General features: G+C 71.7%; 15 protein-coding genes. 6 read left to right on the top strand and 9 right to left on the bottom strand.

Annotated elements, in window-relative coordinates:
- From darT to IGA62_RS18265, 5 genes are all read left to right on the top strand, one after another.
- A complete protein-coding gene (gene darT, locus IGA62_RS18285; RefSeq protein ID WP_145819615.1) occupies positions 1-693 on the top strand; it encodes a type II toxin-antitoxin system toxin DNA ADP-ribosyl transferase DarT in 693 nt (230 codons plus the stop codon).
- Entirely contained in the window at positions 690-1,775 is a 1,086-nt protein-coding gene (darG, locus tag IGA62_RS18280) for a type II toxin-antitoxin system antitoxin DNA ADP-ribosyl glycohydrolase DarG (RefSeq protein WP_145819616.1), read from the top strand. Before darT ends, darG begins: the two co-directional genes overlap by 4 nt.
- 62 nt (positions 1,776-1,837) lie before the next feature.
- The gene (locus IGA62_RS18275; protein WP_145819617.1) at positions 1,838-2,353 is read left to right on the top strand and encodes a macro domain-containing protein; all 516 of its coding nucleotides are present in this window, start codon (positions 1,838-1,840) and stop codon (positions 2,351-2,353) included.
- A gap of 53 nt (positions 2,354-2,406) precedes the next feature.
- The gene (locus IGA62_RS18270; RefSeq protein WP_145819618.1) at positions 2,407-2,841 is read left to right on the top strand and encodes a VOC family protein; all 435 of its coding nucleotides are present in this window, start codon (positions 2,407-2,409) and stop codon (positions 2,839-2,841) included.
- A gap of 43 nt (positions 2,842-2,884) precedes the next feature.
- On the top strand, positions 2,885-5,959 hold the full coding sequence (locus IGA62_RS18265) for a DUF3427 domain-containing protein (RefSeq protein ID WP_145819619.1): 3,075 nt from the start codon (positions 2,885-2,887) through the stop codon (positions 5,957-5,959).
- Between the two features lie 53 nt (positions 5,960-6,012).
- Here the strand turns inward: IGA62_RS18265 and IGA62_RS18260 are convergent, their stop codons facing one another.
- Positions 6,013-6,297, bottom strand: coding sequence for a putative quinol monooxygenase (locus IGA62_RS18260; protein ID WP_145819620.1), 285 nt, complete (start codon positions 6,295-6,297; stop codon positions 6,013-6,015).
- A 362-nt stretch (positions 6,298-6,659) separates the two neighbouring features.
- Here IGA62_RS18260 and IGA62_RS18255 point away from each other — a divergent pair, with 362 nt between their 5' ends.
- Complete coding sequence (locus IGA62_RS18255) at positions 6,660-8,279, top strand: hypothetical protein (RefSeq protein WP_145819621.1); 1,620 nt, start codon at positions 6,660-6,662, stop codon at positions 8,277-8,279.
- A 96-nt stretch (positions 8,280-8,375) separates the two neighbouring features.
- Here IGA62_RS18255 and IGA62_RS18250 read toward each other — a convergent pair whose 3' ends face one another.
- The 8 genes from IGA62_RS18250 to IGA62_RS18215 form a co-directional block, all read right to left on the bottom strand.
- On the bottom strand, positions 8,376-9,134 hold the full coding sequence (locus IGA62_RS18250) for a MerR family transcriptional regulator (RefSeq protein WP_145819622.1): 759 nt from the start codon (positions 9,132-9,134) through the stop codon (positions 8,376-8,378).
- Between the two features lie 258 nt (positions 9,135-9,392).
- Positions 9,393-10,025, bottom strand: a complete 633-nt coding sequence (locus IGA62_RS18245; RefSeq protein WP_145819623.1) for a hypothetical protein — start codon at positions 10,023-10,025, stop codon at positions 9,393-9,395.
- A gap of 172 nt (positions 10,026-10,197) precedes the next feature.
- The gene (locus tag IGA62_RS18240) at positions 10,198-12,498 is read right to left on the bottom strand and encodes a putative bifunctional diguanylate cyclase/phosphodiesterase (RefSeq protein WP_232624685.1); all 2,301 of its coding nucleotides are present in this window, start codon (positions 12,496-12,498) and stop codon (positions 10,198-10,200) included.
- A 190-nt stretch (positions 12,499-12,688) separates the two neighbouring features.
- Positions 12,689-14,227, bottom strand: coding sequence for a hypothetical protein (locus tag IGA62_RS18235; protein ID WP_145819624.1), 1,539 nt, complete (start codon positions 14,225-14,227; stop codon positions 12,689-12,691).
- Positions 14,224-15,315 (bottom strand): hypothetical protein, encoded by a 1,092-nt coding sequence (locus IGA62_RS18230; protein ID WP_145819625.1) that lies wholly within the window; start codon positions 15,313-15,315, stop codon positions 14,224-14,226. Before IGA62_RS18230 ends, IGA62_RS18235 begins: the two co-directional genes overlap by 4 nt.
- Before the next feature lie 393 nt (positions 15,316-15,708).
- Positions 15,709-15,942: a zinc-ribbon domain-containing protein gene (locus tag IGA62_RS18225; protein ID WP_145819626.1), complete on the bottom strand. Its 234-nt coding sequence runs from the start codon at positions 15,940-15,942 to the stop codon at positions 15,709-15,711.
- 37 nt (positions 15,943-15,979) lie between these two features.
- A complete protein-coding gene (locus IGA62_RS18220) occupies positions 15,980-16,810 on the bottom strand; it encodes an SRPBCC family protein (RefSeq protein WP_145819627.1) in 831 nt (276 codons plus the stop codon).
- Positions 16,803-17,366, bottom strand: coding sequence for a winged helix-turn-helix domain-containing protein (locus IGA62_RS18215; RefSeq protein WP_145819628.1), 564 nt, complete (start codon positions 17,364-17,366; stop codon positions 16,803-16,805). Before IGA62_RS18215 ends, IGA62_RS18220 begins: the two co-directional genes overlap by 8 nt.

Raw genomic sequence — 17,366 nt, 5'->3', positions numbered from 1 at the left:
ATGGTCCTCCTGCTGACCCTTCCGCCCGAGCAGGCACAAATCATGCACTTCACCCACATCGACAACATGTCGCCCATCCTGGCCGCCGGGCGACTTGTCGCCGACTCCGCAGTAGGTGAACGCCTGACGACCGACGTCGGCTCCGCTGCCATAAAGGCGAGCCGCCGAGCCAAGCGAGTGCCCTGTCCGCCCGGCGGCGTGATCGCCGACTACGTGCCGTTCTACTACGCGCCCCGCTCCCCGATGATGTACCGCATCGCCTGTGATCACCGGGACGGCAAACCGAACTGTTACCCCGATGGAGACGATCCCCTGGTCTACCTCGTGAGCTCGGTCGATCGGGTCCATGCCACCCGGCTCGACTGGGTCGCCAGCGACGGCAACTGCGCGGCGGCGCTCACCTGCTTCTCCAACTCTCTGCGTGACCTGCCGGAGCTGGTTGACTGGCCGCTGATGCGGGAAACACTCTGGAGGAACACGCCGGCAGACCAGGACCGGATGCGAAGGCGGATGGCCGAGCTACTCGTGCACCGGGAGTTCCCGCTCGAGCTGGTCATCGGCTACGCCGTTCGGACGCCAGCTCGGGAGGAGCAGTTGAGGCAGGTCCTCCGCGATGCGGGCATCATCAACGCGTACGTTGGTGTCAGACCGGACTGGTACTACGGCTTCGGACGAGGGGAGGTGCGCGGGTGATAGTCATCAGCCACGGAAACCTGCTCACGGCCGAAGCAGATGCCCTGGTCAACACGGTCAACACCGTAGGCGTCATGGGCAAGGGGATCGCCCTGCAGTTCAAGCGTGCCTACCCGGCCAACTACCGGGCGTACCGTGCGGCGTGCGCGGCGAAAGATGTCGAGTTGGGCAGGATGTTCGTCTTCGACTCCGGCCTCGTGGGTTGCCGTCGCTATGTGATCAACTTCCCGACCAAGGGCCACTGGCGGGCCAGTTCCAAGCTGTCGGACATCCGCAACGGCCTCGCAGATCTGGTACGGGTAGTACGCGAACGGCAGATCAGTTCGGTGGCAGTGCCGGCTCTGGGCTGCGGCAACGGCGGACTCGAATGGGGCCAGGTCCGGCCCCTGATCGAGCAGGCCTTCGCCGAGCTGCCTGAGATCCGGGTACTACTCTTCCCGCCCGAGGGTCCTCCGGAGCCCGCTGACATGCCGGTAGCCACCGAGAAGCCACCGCTGACCCGGGGCCGGGCCACCCTGCTGCGTGCGATCGACCGCTACCTCGAACAGGCTCGGGCTCTGGAGCCGAGGGACGGCATCACCGTCCTGGAAATTCAGAAAATCGCCTACTTCCTCCAGGTGCTCGGGGAGCCGCTGCGCCTCTCCTTCGTACGCGGCCAGTACGGTCCGTACGCGGAAAGGCTGAACCACGTCCTTGATCTTCTCGAGGGCCACTACCTGATGGGGTTCGGCGACCGTTCCGCACGGACAGAGGAGTTGCGCCCGATCCAGGTTACGGAAGGAACGTCGGAAGCGGTCTCCGCCTGGCTCCAGGCGCACGACTCGGAATGCCCCGACTCGGTCGAACGACTCGGTGATCTCGTAGCCGGATTCGCTGCCCCGTACAGCCTGGAACTACTCGCCACCGTTCACTACGCGGCCGGACTCGAGCCGGCGACCACCGACACGGACGAACTGATCCGCCGGGTCCAGGCGTGGAACGGCCGGAAGGCCAGACTCTTCACGTCCGCCCACATCAGGGCCGCCTACCAGAGGTTGCAGTCCACGCGACTGATGCCGGATCTGGTCGCACCAGGTTCCTGATCGCATCGCGGCAGTCGCAACCTCACGCCGTTGGCGTCGTACCGGGGTGATAGCTATGGCGTGTGCTCACCATCAGGCAGGGGAACCTGCTCGACTCGGACGCCGAGGCTCTCGTCAACGCCGTCAACACCCTCGGGGTGATGGGCAAGGGCATCGCCCTCGCCTTCCGGCAGGCGTACCCGGAGAACCACGCCCGCTACCGGGCCGCCTGCGCGTCGGGCAACGTGCGCCTGGGGCGGGTGTTCCTCTACGACAGCGGTCGCCTCGGGCCGCGCCGCTATGTCATCAACTTCCCGACCAAGGGGCACTGCCAGACCACCTCTCGGCTGTCAGACATCGAAGCCGGGCTACACCACCTGGCCCGGGTGGTCCGGGACCTGGAAATCATGTCGTTGGCGATTCCCCCGCTCGGCTGCGGCAACGGTGGTCTGGACTGGGCCGACGTGAGACCGGCGATCGAGTCGGCCTTCCACGATCTGCCCGAGGTGCAGGTGTACCTCTACCCACCGTCCGGGCAGCGGAAGGCGGCCGGGCAGCGTCGCTCGATCAGGCAGCTCTGGGGCCGAGGGCGGAGCTGACCTCAAGCCGGCACACGCCGGTGGTGCCGGACCGTCGGCGGTACGGTGTGGAGGTGGAGCAGCGGATCAGCCTGATCACCCTCGGTGTCGCCGACCTGGCCCGCGCCCGCGCCTTCTACGAGCGGCTCGGTTGGCGCGGCCAGGAGGTCGAGCAGACCGTCTTCTTCCAGGCGGGCGGTCTCGCCGTCGTGCTCTGGAGCCGGCAGAAGCTCGCCGAGGACGCTGGCTTCACCGACCCCGGCGGCGACGGTTTCGGTGGGATGACCCTGGCGCACAACGTCCGCACCCGCGACGAGGTCGACGAGGTGCTGGCCAAGGCCGCCGCGTCCGGAGCGGCCATCACCAAGCCGGCGCGGGAGACGTTCTACGGCGGGTACGCCGGCTGCTTCACCGATCCGGACGGCCACGTCTGGGAGATCGCCCACAACCCCGGCTTCCCGCTCGGCGTCGACGGGACGATCACCGTTCCCGACTTCGGTCGGACGTGACCCAGGGCGACGAGGCCGCTTCAGCACTCGCTACCGTGCCCCGGTGACCGAACCGGCCCGGGGCATCTACGAACACCTGATCACCCGTGAGCTGGCCGACCGGTTACGACACGTCGATCCGGCCCTGATCGCGCACGGTGAGCTGGAACCGGCCGACGCGCCGGACGTCCTGGCCCGGCACATCGCCACCCTCGCCCGGCGGGCGTTGCGCGCCGTACCCGGTGGCAGTGACCAGTTGGCCCGGCAGGTCGAGGTGGCCAACCAGATAGCCGCCGGCATCGCCACGCTCGCGCCGGCCGCAACCGGGGTCGAGGACCAGGTAGCCGATGCCAGGAACCTGTTGCACGCCATCGCGGCCCCACCGGTGCCGCCCGCGTCCCCCACCTTCCCGGTACGCCCCACCGCTCCGCTCTCCACCGGCGCACTCCTGGTCAACGGGCGGAACCAGCCCCGGATCGGGCACGAGGTGACCCGCGAGATGGCCTCGGCCGACCGGGTCGACCTGCTCTGCGCGTTCGTGAAGTGGTACGGACTACGGATCGTCGAACCGGCCGTCCGCGAGCTGATCGACCGGGGTGGCCGACTGCGGGTGATCACGACGACGTACCTGGGGGCGACGGACCAGCGGGCGCTGGACCGGTTGGTCGAGCTGGGCGCCGAGGTGAAGGTCTCCTACGAGACCCGGACCACGCGGCTGCACGCCAAGGCGTGGCTGTTCCGCCGTACCAACGGCCTGAGCAGTGCGTACGTCGGTTCGTCCAACCTGTCCAAGGCCGCCTTGGTCGACGGGTTGGAGTGGAACGTCCGGGTCGCCGAACCGGAGCAGCCGCACGTCGTCGGCACGTTCGCCGCCACGTTCGAGGACTACTGGAACGATCCGGCCTTCGAGGCGTACCACCCGGGTCGCGACGCCGACCGGCTGCGGACCGCGCTGCGCGGGGAGCGGGCCGACGACAGCGGCGCCGCGATCGCGAACCTGGACGTGCGGCCGTACCCGTACCAGGCGGAGATCCTGGCCGACCTGGACGCGGAACGGCGGGTGCACGGCCGCTACCGCAACCTGGTGGTGATGGCGACCGGCACCGGCAAGACGGTGGTGGCGGCGCTGGACTACCGCCGCCTGCACCGCGGCGGGCACGTCGACTCGCTGCTCTTCGTCGCGCACCAGGAGCAGATCCTGCGGCAGAGCCAGGCGACGTTCCGTCAGGTGATGGCCGACGGCAGCTTCGGCGAGCTGCTGGTCGGTGGGCGGGAGCCAGCCGGCTGGCGGCACGTCTTCGCGTCGATCCAGTCGCTGCACCGTCGGGAGGTCGACCCCGGGGCGTACGACATGGTGATCGTCGACGAGTTCCACCACGCGGAGGCGCCGACGTACGCCCGGCTGCTGGAACGGCTGCGCCCGCGCGTCCTCCTCGGGCTGACCGCGACCCCGGACCGGGCCGACGGTGGTGACGTACGGCGGTGGTTCGACGGCCGGACCGCCGTGGAGCTGCACCTGTGGGAGGCGTTGGAGCGGCAGTTGCTCGCGCCGTTCCAGTACTTCGGCGTGCACGACGACGTGGACCTGTCGCACCTGCGCTGGAAGCGTGGCCAGGGCTACGAGCGGACGGACCTGGAAGGCGTCTACACCGGCAACGACGCGCGCGCCCGGATCGTGCTCCGGGCGGTACGGGACGCCGTCGACGTGGGGCGGATGCGGGCGCTCGGCTTCTGTGTCAGCATCGGGCACGCCGAGTTCATGGCCGACTGGTTCACCCGGCACGGCGTACCGTCGGCGGCGGTGACCTCGGGCGTCGACCGACCGGCGCAGCACGGCCTGCTTCGCGACTTCCGGACCGGCCGGCTGCGCGTACTGTTCACCGTCGACCTGTTCAACGAGGGTGTCGACCTGCCGATGGTCGACACGATCCTGATGCTGCGGCCCACCGAGAGCGCGACGATCTTCCTCCAGCAACTCGGCCGTGGCCTGCGGCTCGACGACGGGAAACCGTGCCTGACGGTGCTGGACTTCATCGGCGGGCAGCACGCCAACTTCCGCTTCGACCTGCGGTGGCGGGCACTGACCGGAGTGAGCCGGCGGGCCGTACGGGAAGCCGTCGAGCAGGACTTCCCGATGCTGCCGAGCGGCTGCCACATCCAGCTCGACCGGGTCGCCAAGACCATCGTGCTCGACAACCTGCGGTCGGCGATGCCCACCTCACGGAAGGGCCTGGTCGCGGAGCTGCGGCAGCTCGGAGACGTCACCCTGGCCGGCTTCCTGCGGGAGACCGGGCTGGAGATCGAGGACGTGTACCGGTCGGGGTCGCTCGGCGGCTGGGCCGGGCTGCGTCGCCTCGCCGGCATCGAGACGTCGACGCCGGGACCGGACGACCGCGAGCTGGGCCGGGCGATCGGCCGGATGCTGCACCTCGACGACCCCGACCGGCTGGACCTGCTGGCCCGGGTCGCGGCGGGCGACCGGCCGGAGCCGGGGCGGCGCTGGGACCTGTTGCACTTCGACCTGTGGGGACCGAATGCCCGTCTGTCGTCCCGGGAGGAGCGGCTGGCCCGGCTCTGGGCGGAGCCGGTCCGCTGCGCGGAGCTGCGCCAGGTGGCCGAGGTGCTGCGGAGCCGGGTCCACCGGGTCACCGGGCCGTCGCCGTCGCCCGGGGTGCCGCTGCGGGTGCACGCCCGGTACAGCCGCAACGAGGCGTGCGCGGCGTTCGGCATGCCCAACCCCGGCTCGCTGCGGGAGGGCGTGAAGTGGTTGGAGGCGGAGCGGGCCGACCTCTTCTTCGTGACGCTGGTGAAGTCGGAGCGGCACTACTCCCCCACCACGATGTACGCCGACCGGGCCGTCACCGACCGGCTCTTCCAGTGGGAGTCGCAGAGCACCACCTCCGCCCACTCACCGACCGGCCAGCGGTACGTCCACCACGTCGAGCGGGGCTCGACGGTGCACCTCTTCGTCCGGGAGACCCGGATCGCCGACGGTGACCTGGGCGCACCGCCGTACCTGTACGCCGGGCCGATGACGTACCGGGAGCACAGTGGGGACCGGCCGATGCGGATTCTCTGGGAGTTGACCCACCCGCTACCCGCCGACGTGTACGCCACCGCCCGCACCATCGCCGCCTGAACGGTCCACACCGGAGGGTGGAATGTCGCCGGGTGGCGGGCCTCGGAGCAGGGTCAGGGGGCTTCGACGGCGGAGATGCGGTACTTGTGGACTGAGGCGTCGCGGATCGCCACGGTCTGCTCGTCGCTGGGCCCGCTGTCCCGGAACGCGAGGAGCTGCTCGTCGGAGGCCCACCGTTCGTAGACGTTGATCCGGCCAGGGTCGAGCAGGTCGGCCGTCAGCGCGAAGTCGAGGCAGCCGACCGCCGCCCGCGCGGCGTCGACCACCAAGCGACACCCGGCCAGGTACTCGTCCCGCGCGGCGGGGTCGACGTGCAGCGTCCCGGCGATGATGAGCACGGCCACTCCCTCGGATCGGGTTCGTCCGCCAGGCTAGCGTCCCCCACCGACAGCAGTGCCCTACGCCGTAACGGATGCGGCATCCCCGTATCCGGGCGGTCAGACCCGGGGTCACCCGGTCCGCCTCTCCCGAAGTATGCGTCGTGGTTATCCCCGACGGGGAAACGGCCACTCGTACGCGACATATTTTCACCAGTACGAATATGACGGTTGCGCACCAAGCGCAAATTGGCCAGCCCGCCAGGATCCGACAGTTCTATATGGCAGAGCATCGACGCCTGGAATGTTCTCAGCCAGGAGGCTCCTACTGATCGTTTCTTTACCACCCGAGATGAGGAAAAGTGAAAAGAATACGGGACGCCATGGCGGTTACCGGATGCGGAATCCTGTTGGCCAGCCTGCTCGTCGGCATCGAGGTGGCCGCCGCGAGCCCACCCACCACCGGCTCGGCGGAGGTAGCGGTCGCCGCCGCCGGTCGCGGCCACGCCTCGCCGAGGCTCATCGACCAGCGCGCCAATCCACCAGCCCGCCAAGCAGCCACGACCGGGGACCACCCGACCAGGGGGGTCGACGGCAGGCCCACCGGCGACACCCTGCCCGTCCGCGTCAGCACGGCGGCCAAGCCGTCCGCCACGACCACGAGTGCCCGCGTCCCGGACGGTCCGAACACCGGCGGATCCGGCCTGCCGCGTGCCCCGTCCCCGCGCACCATCAACTCCAACTTCGCCGGCATCAACCAGGCCGGCGGTGGTGGCGCCCAGCCCTCCGACGTCAACGCCAGCGTCGGACCGACGCAGATCCTGGAGACGGTGAACCGGCGGGTCACCGTGTTCGACAAGGCCGGCGTGCAGCAGTGCACCAACACCCTGGCGGGGTGGCTCGGCCTCGGCACCACCAATGTGTTCGACCCACGCACCCTCTACGACAACCTGAACAACCGGTTCATCATCATCGCCACCACCACCGGCACGGCCGGCACGGCTCCACGACTGTTCCTGGCCGCGAGCACCAGCGGCAACGCCTGCGGCGGCTACTTCGTCTACACCCTGACCTTCAGCGGCGCACTGTTCCCGCTGGGGACGCTGTTGGACTACCCGTACCTGGGCCAGGACCGGACCGCGATCCTGTCCTCCACCAACAACTTCAATCCGGGGTACGTCAACTCCACCGCTTGGTCGGTGTCCAAGGCGCTGGTGTACGCGGGCGCGGCGGTCAGTTTCCCGGCCTTCCCGGTCGCCTTCTCCACCGCACCGGTCACCGTGGTCGGCATTCCCATCGCCGCCACCGCGAACACCTACTACGTGGCCGGTGTCCCCGGCACCGGGTACCGGCTCTACCGGATGAGCAACAGTGCCGGCCCCGGCACCACGCTGGTCCTCCAGGCCACCGTGGCGTCCGCCTACGCCAGCCCCAGCCGGCGGGTCAACCAGTGTGGCACCGCCACCACCCTCGACCCCCTCGACGGACGCATAGCCTGGGCGCCGGTGCAGGCGGCGAACTCACCGTTCATCTGGTTCACCCACGGCACCGACATCGCCGGATACCCCGGCGTCCGGTACGGAGCCATCAGTACCTCCACCAACACCGCCACCGTCGCCAACGCGTTCCACAGCGGCACCAGCGACGACTTCAACCCGTCCCTCGGCGCTTCCGAGATCGCGCCGAACGCGTTCAACGTCTGGCTGAACTGGGCCTACACCGACACCGGAGCCACCACCTGCCGTAACACGTCCATGACGTTCAACGGGGTGCAACCCGGAGCGGGCGTGCCCGCCCTCACCAACACCGACGTCACCCTGGTCGTCGGCTCGAACACCATCAGCAACACCCGCTTCGGTGACTACTCCAGCGTCCACGTCGACCCGGTCGCCGCCAGCGCCAGCTGCCCGGCCGGCCGGACCGCGCTGCTCGCCCAGCAGTACTTCGTCGGGGGGACCTGGGCCACCCGTCTGGTCCGTATCAGCTTCGGCCCCGGCTGCTGACCGACCGGCACCGTACGGATGCCCGGCGGCACGGGGCCGTCGGGCATCCTCGGGACCACGATCGTCGTCAGGCTGACGCCCGACACGGAGAGCCCGTCACGCCCGGATGATCGCGTTGGCGTGGATCGCCTCATGCAGGTACGCGGTCAGCCCCGGCCTGATCGCCTCGTAGTGGGCGGTGAACCGGGGGTCGGCGAGGTACATGTCGGCCAGCCCGGTGTGGATCTCGTAGCCGCACTCGTAGAACCAGCGGCTGATGTGCGCCCGGTGCTCCTCGGCCAACTCCATCGCCTCCGGGCCGTCCGCCGGGGCGCCGGACTCCATCACCGCGACGATCCGCCGTCCCCAGTCCTCGGTCTCGTCCTTGATGCGCAGCCAGTCGGCCTTGGCGTAGCCGGCGGTGCGCCGGGTCGACTCCCGGTACGCCTCGCTGCCGCCCCAACGCTGCTCCGCCTCCTCGGCGTGGGCGTCGGGGTCGAAGTCCCCGAAGACCTCGAACCGCTCCTCGGGCGTGAGTCGGATGTTCATCTTCTTCGCCTCCATCGCGAACTCGATCGCCGTGACCATCTCCTCCAGACGCTTGATCCGTACGGTGAGCAGCTCGTGCTGTCGCCGCAGGTGCGCCGCCGGGTCGACACCCGGGTCGTCGAGGATCCTGGCGATCTCTTCCAGCGGGAACCCCAGCTCGCGGTAGAAGAGGATCTGCTGGAGCCGCTCCAGGTCCGCGTCGTCGTAGCGGCGGTACCCGGCCGGGGTGCGCCCGGTCGGCGAGAGCAGCCCGACCTCGTCGTAGTGGTGCAGCGTCCGCACGGTCACCCGGGCCAGCCGGGCGACCTCTCCCACCGTGTGCGTCATGGTTCCTCCTTCTGCGGAACCACGTTCCCGCCTCCCGCCACGTGAGGGTCAAGCGCGATTCTGCGCGGCTGCTGGGGGGTGGTTGCAGGGGGCCCTTCCTCGACAAAAAGCGGTAGCAGGGGACCCCTGCTTCCATCCAGCCCGCCGCCTGCCCACCCAGCCCTGGCCCGGGTGGGGAGGCGGGGTTCGGCGACCGGGAGCGGACAGGGAAACGCCCCCGGCGGGTGGCCGGGGGCGTACGGCTCGGGGGCCGGCGGGTCAGACGGTGGCGCGGTCGCGCTTCGGGGCGGCGAACGCCTCGTTCTCCGGGGTACGGGCGGCGTGCACGAAGCCGGCGATCGAGAGCAGGAACAGCAGGCCCGAGCCGAGGTACATGGCCAGCGCGCCCTGCTGGGCCTTGACGCCGAACTCGCTGAAGCCGTACGAGGTGAGCAGCAGGCCGCGCAGCGTCTCGCCCTTGAAGACGGTGTCCCGCTGGCCCTTGATCTGGGCGAGCTGCTTCTCCAGCTCCGGCAGGGCCGGGTCGTTGGCCGCCCGAGCCGCCTCGATCTTGCCCTGGATCTCGCGCTCCGGCCCGCCGAGGGCGGCGTAGGTCTGGCCGCCGGCGATGGACTTCAGGTGCGATCCGATGTACTCGTTGGCGTAGCACTCGGCCTGCTTGCCGGTGGTCATCAGCTTGCCGGCGTTCTCGACGAGGCAGTCGGCCTTCTTCTCCTCCTCGCTGAGGCTCTCGGCCGGGGCGAACCGGATATTCTGCTCGCTCAACTGGTCGCGTACGTAGTCGTTGGCGAAGTTGGCGTTGGCGGTCAGCACGATGCCGACGACGAGCAGGAGGACGGCCAGTCCGAGGCCACCGATGCTGAAGAGGATGTCGAGGGTCCGGCGCTTCATGTGATTCTCCCCGGGTCGCTGGTGCAGTGGTCTGTCTACGTATCGATTACTAGTACATAGTCGTGCCTCCCGCACGGCGGGAGACAGGGCCGAAACTCCCCGACCGAACCGGGACCTTCGGCCCTGCCGCCCCGGGGACGACGGCCGGGTGGGCCCCGAGCTGAGCGGAAACTCAGGACCCGGTGAACGCCGCGCGCAGGTCGGCGAGGCTGCCCGGCTTGCCGTAGAGGTAGCCCTGCCCCTGGGCGCAGCCGATCGCGGCGACCGCGTCGTGCTGGCGGTCGGTCTCCACACCCTCCGCGACGACACGCAGGTCGAACGCGTCGGCGAGGTTGCTGACCATGTTGACCGTCGCGTACGCCCGCGCGTCGTGGTCCAGCCGGGCCACGAACGACCGGTCGATCTTCAGCTCGGTGGCCGGGATCCGGTGCAGGTAGCTCAGCGAGGAGTAGCCGGTGCCGAAGTCGTCGATGGCGATCCGGATGCCCAGCTCACGGAGTTGACGAAGCCGGTCCAGCACCGCCTCGCTCCCCTCGATCAGCGCCGACTCGGTCAGTTCCAGGGTCAACGCGCGCGGGGCCAGCCCGGCGGCGGCGGTGGCCCCGGTGACCGTGGCGATCAGGTCGGGACGGCGCAGGTGGGCGGCGGCGATGTTCACCGCGATCGTCGCGTCCGGGGCACCGTGTCGCCAGACGGCGGCGGCCCGGCACGCCTCGTGGATCACCCAGCGGTCGATGGGGAGGATCAGGCCGGTCTCCTCGGCCAGCGGCAGGAACCGGCCCGGGGACAGCATCCCGAGCCGGGGGTGCCGCCAGCGCACCAGCGCCTCGGCGCTGCGGACCACGCCGGTCCGCAGGTCGACGATCGGCTGGAACTCCAGTTCGAGCTGACCCTCGTCGACCGCCCGACGCAGGTCGGCGATCAGCTCGGCCCGGCTCACCGCCGACTCGCGCAACGCCGGGGTGCAGATCCGGTACGCGGACTTGCCGGCCGCCTTCGCCGCGTACATCGCGATGTCGGCGTCGCGGAGCAGGTCGCTGTGGGTGGCGTGCTGGGGGCCGTACTCGGCGATGCCGATGCTGGCCGACGGGTGGGTGCCGACGTCCTCCTCGTCGTCGGCCGGGCGCAGCGCGGTGAGCAGCCGCTCGGCCAGCCGTTCCGGGGACACCGGCCGGTCCGCGTCGACCAGGACGGCGAACTCGTCCCCGCCGAGGCGGGCCACCGTGCCGTCGCCGTCGACCGCGTCGCGCATCCGGTCGGCGATGCTGACCAGCAACGCGTCCCCGGTGGCGTGGCCGAACCGGTCGTTGACCTGCTTGAAGCCGTCCAGGTCGAGCAGCAGGACGGAGACCGGTGAGTCCTCCCGGATCGCCCGGCGCAGCCGGCGGGTGAACATCAGCCGGTTCGGCAGGCCGGTGAGCTGGTCGGCGTAGGCGAGTTGGCGGAGCTGGGCGACCAGCCGCAGGTTCTCGTTGGCGGCGAGCCCCTGCCGCAGGGCCAGGACGGCCAGCAGGCCGAGCACGCTGACCAGGATCAGCGGCGGGGTCTGTCCGGTGGGCCGGCGGGCCAGCAGCACCGCGACGATCGCCCCGCCCACCGGCAGGTACGGCAGGGCGACCCGCCACCAGGGCGGCACCGGCGGGACGATGGTCTCGTCGGTGTCCGCGCCGTCGGCCGGCGGCGCGTACCGGGTGGCCACGCCGACCAGCAGGCAGGTCAGCGGCCAGCCCAGGTCGACCAGGTGCCCGGGGACGTAGCTGCCGTGCGCGAGCAGCCAGACGTAGCCGATGTCGGCGACGGCCCGGACGGCGAGGCTGCCGCCGAGCACGGTCAGCGGCCGCCACATGGCGCGGGACGACCCGGCCACCGCCGCCAGGATGGTCAGCTGCACCAGGTCGAACATCGGATAGACCAGGGCGAGGGCGTGGTCGGGCTGGGTGAGTTGGGCGGCGGCGACGTCCTGGAAGACCACCACCCAGCCGATCGGCACCAGGGACAACCCGACGATCACCCCGTCGAGCACGGCGCGGCCCCGGCCGACGGTGCTGTGCGGCGCGCAGGGGCTGGACAGGATGGCCACCGTGCCGAGGACGATCCCGGTGAGGAAGACCAGCCCGACCAGCGGGGTGTGCGGGGTCTCCCCGCTGCCGATGCGGCCCAGCGCCCACAGGGCCCGGGAGACGGCGGACAGGGCCATGGTGACCGCGAGGAGGGTCCAGAAGCGGCGCAGCGACGGCGGGTGGCGACGGGCCACCCCGGCGCAGGCGACGGCGGCCCAGCCGGCCACCGCGAACGCGCCGAGGTCGGCGACGAGCGCGGCGGCGGGTAGTCGGGCGGCGAGCCAGAACGCCTCGACGAGGACGACCGCCACGGCGACGGCCAGGCCGATCCACCCGGGGCCGAACGACCCGGGCGACGTACGGGTCGAACCGGTCGACCCGACGGTGTCCCGGTTCACCTCCTGCGGCGGCACGGCGATTCGCTCCGGCTCTCTCTCCTGAGTCCACGCTGGACGGCGCGTACCGGTCACGGGTGGCGAACGAGCAAAGCCTAGCCAGCGCTCCGCGCCCCCGCTACCACTCGGACTGACCCCCTGCTCAGTCGGCGTGCCCCGGACCTGCCCTGTCGACCGGTTTGGGATGCCTCACGGCGGTCGGCCCCGGTCAGTCCCACTCCTCGGCGGCGGCCGCGTCGTCCGGGCGGTCGACGGCCTCCGGCTCCACGGCGTCCGGGTCGACGGCGGTCGGCGGCGGACCGCCGTGCGTCCACGGGGTCTCCTCGACCGTCGGGAACGCCCCGGCCGGCAGGAACGCGTCCGACAGGGTGGTGTAGCAGAGCCGCTCCCCGACCTCGGGGACCGTCCCCGGCGGCGGGGTCAGCCCGCGCCCCATCCCGCCGGACAGCTCCAGCACCACCTCGGTCTTCGACTCCCCCACCGGGTTGACGAAGACCACCTTCGCCTTCTGGCCGGGCCGGGCCGGCGACCAGAGGGTCGCGCCGACCGGCATCGGCACCGGCTCGTCGGTGACCACCTGGATCCGGGGACGCAGCACCGGGCGTTTGCCGCTGTCGTCCACCCGGGTCGGGTCGGCCAGGGTGACGTCACCGACGAACGCCTCCCCGGTCAGCCGGTGCTCGGCCATCACCAGCGGGTCGTCGTAGGCGCGCTGGACGGCGTACGCGGTCAGCGCCCGTTCCAGCCGGTGCAGCTTCTGCGCCGCGGCCACCGCCCCGTCCCGGCGGGGTTGCGGCGCCCCGCCCGCGTCGACGTGCTCGGCGAAGGCGGTGAACGCGTCCCGGTCGCCGTCCCAGCGGCCGGCGACCCGCGCGCCGGGCGGCAGGGCGTACAGCAGCGCCAGTCCGCGCCACATCAGGTCCCAGGTCGGCGCGAGCTGGCCGCGCAGCAGCTCCGCCAGTTCCGCGTACGCCGCCCGGCGGGCGTCCGGGTCGTCGCCGGCCGCCGCGTACGCCTCGATCGCCGGGTACAGCCGGGCGTTGTCGAACTCCGGGTCGGTGGCCGGGCCGGCGGGCGGGCAGACGGCCGGGTCCTCGGCGCGGGCGGCGGCCTGTGCCCCGGTGAGCCCCGGCGGCGGGTCGATCCAGCCGAGCAGCGCCGGCAGGTGCAGGTCCTCCAGCACGCTCTGCCCGGTCGCCCAGTGCAGGGTCAGCGCCTCGGTCAGCGCCAGCAGCGCCGATGAGCCCGGATGCTCGGCGCGGTCGGCGAAGAAGGTCAGCCAGCGGCCGAGCAGCGGCACCGCCGGGTGCACCGGGTACTCACCGTCGGCGCGGCGGAACCGGGTGGCCCGCCCGAACAGGCGCAGGAACGTCACACCGGCCGGGTTCGGCACCACCAGCTGGGGCGCGTCGACGTACCGCTGGCGCACGTCCCGGCCCCGGTCGACCGGGACGTCCTCGGTCGCGCCCCGGTGCCCGTCGATCCAGGGCAGCACGATCCCGGCCAGCTCGGCGGCGAAGGCGAAGCGCTGGTCCCGGTTGCGGGGTTGCGGCACGACCAGCAGCCGGGGGTCGTCGTGGGCGGTGCCGACCAGCGCCGCGAGGGGGGCGTTCGCCTCGCCCGCCATGGCCAGCGGCACGAGCACCAGCGGTCGGGCGCTCAGGTGCAGGTGCCGGACGGTGGCGACCGGCTCGGCCCGCCCGGTGGCGAGCGCGCGGGCGCGGGCGAGGGCGCGCAGCGTACTCACGTGGGTGCCCCGGCCAGGGCCTCGGCCCGCAGCCGGGCCGCGGCCCGCAGCAGCGCGGCGGCCTCCGCCTGGTCCGGTGTCCCGGGGTGGTCGCCGTCGGCGAGCGCCAGCGCCTCGGCCACGCTCGCCACCCCGCCGAGCGCCTCGCGGACCGGTCGGCCCAGCGCCGCGGTGTGTCCGCGCGCCTCGTGGCGGCAGAAGAACGCCAGCTCACAGGCGGCCAGGCACTCCGGAGCGTAGTGCGCCTCGACGGTGCGCAGCGCCGCGACCAGGGCCTCCGGCTCGGCGGTCGGGTCGACGGTGAAGTCCTCCGGTACGGCGGCCAGCAGCGCGTCGAGCCGGGCCATCCGGGTCAGCTGCCGGCGCAGCACCAGCAGTTGCCGGCGTACGTCGACCAGGCTCGCCACCGGCTGGTTGGCGAAGTCGCGCGGGCAGACCAGCACCACGTCGGCGGAGACCAGCTCCGGGTCGTGCCCGGCGGCGGCGAGCAGCTCGCGCAGGGCCAGCACGTAGACGGCGGACTGGATCGCGGCGGCGGCCACCTTGCCCGGGTCGGCCTGGCCGTCGACCACCGGGAACGACTTGATCTCCACGACGTGGTAGCGGCCGGCGAGCCGGGCGGCGACCAGGTCGGGTTCCAGGTAGACCCGTGCTCCGGCGACGTCCAGACTGAGCAGCGGGTGGTCGAACAGGGCGGGTGACGGGTCGGCGGCGGCGGCGGTCAGCAGGTCCCGCGACCGCTCGTGCCGCTGTGTGAGGTCGTCGGCGTTCAGGTCGGTCCAGGTCGCCGGTCCGCCCGGCGGCACCCCGAGCCGCTCGGCGACCAGCCGCAGCAGTTCCGCGCCGCCGTCGGCCTTGACCTGTGCCTCGAACGCGTTGCCCCGGCTGATGGCGAACCGGGACTGCCCGAACCGGGTGGGGAAGCCGATCCGCTCCGCCAGCCGGGGCTTGTCCACCCCGGCGCCGTCCAGCACGGCCCGCCGGGCGCAGCCCGGGTTGCCGGTCAGCGCGGCGATCGTCCGCGCGTTGTGCCGGCGGGCCGGCACGTCGCCCCGGATGGCGGCCAGTCGCTGCTCGGTGCTCGTCACGACAGGCCACGATAGGCGCTCCGCTCCCCACCCGCCCGCACCGGCACCGGGGCGTCGCGCTCCGCGCCCGGCGTCGGGCGCGCGGGGTTGGGTGGTAGCAGGGGTCCCCTGCTACCGCATTTTGTCGAGGAGGGGGCCCCTGCAAACACCTCAGCGGGGCAGCAGGCAGCGGGCAGCGTGGCGGCGGTGGGAGTGCTCGTGGGCGGCGGGAACGGTCAGCGGCCGGTGGACCGGTTCCGGGGGGAGCGGGGCAGTCGCGCCCCGGCGGACGGCCGGCGGCGGCGTCGCCGCCGCCGGCCGGGCGTGCAGGGTGGCCGGGACGCCGTGTGGGTGGGGGGCCCGTCGGGCGTCTCCAGGGGACGGCCGATCAGCCAGCAGAGGAAGCGGGTCATCTCAGCCGACCGGGAGGTGCCGCGCCTCGTGCTTCGGTACGACGTACTCCGCGCCGCAGAACGAGCACTGCCGCACGTAGCGGGTGCGGATCGGGATGAGCGGGACGAAGAACACGCTGAACCTCGTCGACCGCTTGGTGATCACCTGGGCGGCGTGGTTGCCGCAGTTGGGGCAGACCATGGCGACCACACCCGACCGGCGGACCGAGGTACGGAGTCCGAAGATGAGGAACATCGCCCGGCAGTACCCCGATCGGTCGGTCGCTAACGGGTCAGAGCCAGATCGGTCGCCAGTCGGGCATCTCGTGGTAGCGACGGAGTTCCGCGAGGCCCGAGACGGAGCCGCCCCAGGCGGCGTACGGCGGGTTCTGCTCGTCGAAACCGCTCTGCACGAAGGTGAGCCGGGTCCGGCCGGCGGACTCGGACAGCTCCCAGGTGGTGACGCCGGCCGGTCCCCAGTCGACCGAGATCCGCCGTCCCGGTTCCAGGTCGACGACCTTCGCCGCATGCCCGGACTCGAAGCCGCCCATGGCGTACCGGCCGCCGACCCAGGGCTCGATGCCGATCGGGTACCCGAACCAGGCGCTCGCCTGGTCGGAGTCGGTGAGCGAGGTGTAGACCGCGTCCGTCGGCGCGTCGATGAGCAGATCGCCGCGCAGGTCGGTGGAGGTGAAGTCGACCTTCGGCAGCAGTGCCCGCCCCTCCAGGTGGGCGGCGAGGTTGGCGATGCCCAGCGACCACCAGGTCTCGAGCACGCCCCGGATGCTGGTGCCGTTGATCACGTCGGCGAAGTCGAAGTGGGTCTGGGTGAGGGTGAGGACCGTCGCGTCCGGGCCGTCCTCGGCCAGGTTGATCGTGGTGGTGGTCTCCTCGCCGTCGAGCAGCCAGGTGAACCGCAGGTCGTGGTCGTCGGCGTGCAGCAGCCGCTGGTGCGGGGCGTCGCCCTCGGGGGTGTGCCGGCCCCAGAACGCGTACCGGTGCGGCAGCTCGACCTCGGCGTGCTCGGTCAACCAGACGCGCAGTTCGGCCGGATCGGTGAGGGCGTGGTGGACGGCCTTCACCGGCGCGGCGAGGCGGGCCCGGATGGTCATCGGTTCAGTCACGGTCTTCTTCTCCCTTGGGATAGCAGGCGACGGCGAGCTTGAAGGCGTCGCCCTCGGCGCCGCCGTACCGGGTGAACAGGTCCTGGAGGGTGCTCCGCAGGTCGGCGAGGAACTCCTGCCGGCGCTCGGCGGGCACCCGGATCTCCCCGGACACCCCGATGCTGGGCAGCTCGGGGGCGGAGCGGTCGAGCGCCGCCACGTCGGCCTGGACCTCCTCCATCAGGTCGAGCAGGTGGCCGAGGCTCAACTCGTCGCGGGCCCGGCGCAGGCCGCCGAGCCGGCCGACGAGGCGGGGCGAGAGCCAGTACGACCGGGCGGCGGCCCGGTAGATGCCCTCGCTGATGCCGCGCACCCGACGCTCGGACACCTGCTCGGCCAGCCCGGCCGCGACCAGCTGCTTGACGTGGTAGTAGACCCGCTGCGGGGTCTGCCCGAGCCGGGTGGCGACCTCGGTGCAGGTGCGCGGTTCGGCGAGCTGCCGCAGCACCTCGACCCGCTGCGGCTTGAGCAGGGTCTCGGCCTGGGTGATCTCTTCGAGGTACAGGACGTCTCTCAT

Origin of the sequence: Micromonospora sagamiensis, from assembly GCF_014680085.1 — a bacterium.
GTDB classification, from domain to species: domain Bacteria; phylum Actinomycetota; class Actinomycetes; order Mycobacteriales; family Micromonosporaceae; genus Micromonospora; species Micromonospora inyonensis.
The sequence above is the reverse complement of the archived record's forward strand: the minus strand, read 5'-3'. Positions and strand labels throughout refer to the sequence as shown.

Coding starts and splice junctions, on each gene's coding strand:
- IGA62_RS18245 (WP_145819623.1), bottom strand. CDS start 10,025: ATGAAGCGCCGGACCCTCGACATCCTCTTCAGCATCGGTGGCCTCGGA.
- IGA62_RS18255 (WP_145819621.1), top strand. CDS start 6,660: ATGGCGGTTACCGGATGCGGAATCCTGTTGGCCAGCCTGCTCGTCGGC.
- darT (WP_145819615.1), top strand. CDS start 1: ATGGTCCTCCTGCTGACCCTTCCGCCCGAGCAGGCACAAATCATGCAC.
- IGA62_RS18250 (WP_145819622.1), bottom strand. CDS start 9,134: ATGACGCACACGGTGGGAGAGGTCGCCCGGCTGGCCCGGGTGACCGTG.
- IGA62_RS18215 (WP_145819628.1), bottom strand. CDS start 17,366: ATGAGAGACGTCCTGTACCTCGAAGAGATCACCCAGGCCGAGACCCTG.
- IGA62_RS18225 (WP_145819626.1), bottom strand. CDS start 15,942: ATGTTCCTCATCTTCGGACTCCGTACCTCGGTCCGCCGGTCGGGTGTG.